We start from the raw sequence: 1,765 nt of genomic DNA on the forward strand, positions 1-1,765 counted from the left end.
GGTTCTTCCTCACATCTTCGTACAAACCTAATCAGGCTCGTACATAAGTTTTGCAGCTAAAAGCTTTTGACTGCATCGACCATACATTGTGCGTTTTACCATTTTTACTTTACTATTAGTACCTTCCACAAATCCATTGCTTAAGGGACTTGCAACTGCATTTTCAACAGCTGAAATATCCCTTTCCAAACCATTGGCAAATGAAGCTATTTCTTTTAACATCGATTCTTTATATCGTTCTATAAAAAGATATAGCAAAGACATATTTTTTGCAGTGAATATTTCACGGAATTCCAGAATACATTTTTCCAATTCCGGAAGTGGATTGTATTTATTCCAAAGAAACTCATGGTGACTTTGGGTAAGTTCTCCATTCATCCATAGATAATTAAAGATTCCTTTGCGCGTGATATATTCTGCTCTGACTTTTTCCGAAGCAGCGTATCCGCCACTGGAAGATACATATTTCGTAACTTCTAATTGATATTGTTTGGCCACTGAAATGACATATATGCGAATATTCCCAAGACTGCATGATACACCAAGGTCTTTTACCCGTTTGGCGGTATCAGTTTGAGTCATTCCATCAGAAATACATCTGATTATGAAATCTTTGTATTGATCTAAGGAGCTCCTTTTGTTTGAACGGCATAATACTTCTGGATCTCCATGAAGATATTTCTTGATGGTAGCTTTATTCAGATTGAATTTCCTACAAATTTCCGATTTGTTTTTACACACCTTTGCCATTTTCTGAATCTGGTGAATGAGTTTTAAACGTTTCTTCTCTGCATCCGTTAGGTTATCCACAATGGATACGATTTTTTTTACAAGGCTCATTATCTTCAGTTGGCGTTTTATCTGAGTGAGAATCGCTAGACGTTTCATTCATGATTGCTGTAGTTGCAGGAATTTCTCTGCCCAGTATTTTATTGACAGCATCCATCAGATTCTGATGCAGATGGAAACGGTCTGCAATCTGCATACAGTCGGGAAGGATTTCCTCAACAGCCTTTGCATATGCACTGGCTCGATCACGAGTTACAGTTTTTACTTGTTTGTTATTTTTTAGCCATTCTTTTAATGTGGCGCCGTCACGCCCATCCAGAATTGCAACCGGTTTATGGGTTTCTGCATCTACAATTATTGTGCCGTATTTATGACGCTTCTTAAAAGCAAAATCATCAACACCAATAACTGAACCGCATTTGGTAGTTGGTTGACGATCGTATCGTTTAATTAGTGTTCGTATAACGGTATCCCCACTGATTTTAACATTCATTGACTGAAGAATTCTTGCACAGCTTTCACAACTTGTTTCAAGAGCCAGGGTGCAGACCAAATCTACCAGGCGATTAGTCATGTAACAGTAATCGTTCAAAAAGTCACTACAGGATTCTGTAAAGCTTACAGAATTACAATCAGGATTATTGCATTTGAATTCATAAAGGGTAAGATCCAATATAACACGTTTTCCAAGTATTGGAAGGTCTTGAACTTTTTTATGATGAGTTGCATATAGTTCTCCCGATACCGAATTACAGGAAGGACATTTGCATTCCTTTGTTTTGGATTTGATATGAATTGTAATAACACTTTTATCTTGCTCTATGGACATAATATTTAAATTTTCTGGATAAAATGACTGTAAACTAATAGCATTGGCAATACTCTGCATTTTGATCACCTCACGGATATTTATTATTAGTATAACACAATCTACCAGTTATTTGCATACGTATATACGAAGATGTGAGGAAGAACC

Annotated in this window: 2 protein-coding genes; both read right to left on the bottom strand. The window is 36.6% G+C overall.

Annotated features, from left to right (window positions below):
* Nucleotides 1–27: 27 nt before the first annotated feature.
* Nucleotides 28–840: a transposase gene (locus tag BJR36_RS19900; RefSeq protein WP_169823807.1), complete on the bottom strand. Its 813-nt coding sequence runs from the start codon at nucleotides 838–840 to the stop codon at nucleotides 28–30.
* Entirely contained in the window at nucleotides 803–1,678 is an 876-nt protein-coding gene (locus BJR36_RS19905) for an ISL3 family transposase (RefSeq protein WP_207648928.1), read from the bottom strand. The genes BJR36_RS19900 and BJR36_RS19905 overlap by 38 nt, the downstream gene beginning before the upstream one ends.
* Nucleotides 1,679–1,765 lie beyond the last annotated feature (87 nt).

This window comes from Anaerobium acetethylicum (genome assembly GCF_900096945.1).
Lineage (GTDB): Bacteria > Bacillota > Clostridia > Lachnospirales > Lachnospiraceae > Anaerobium > Anaerobium acetethylicum.

What these genes read in the sequence shown, in the direction of transcription:
- BJR36_RS19900 (WP_169823807.1), bottom strand. Translation starts at nt 840, where the DNA reads ATGAGCCTTGTAAAAAAAATCGTATCCATTGTGGATAACCTAACGGAT.
- BJR36_RS19905 (WP_207648928.1), bottom strand. Translation starts at nt 1,678, where the DNA reads ATGCAGAGTATTGCCAATGCTATTAGTTTACAGTCATTTTATCCAGAA.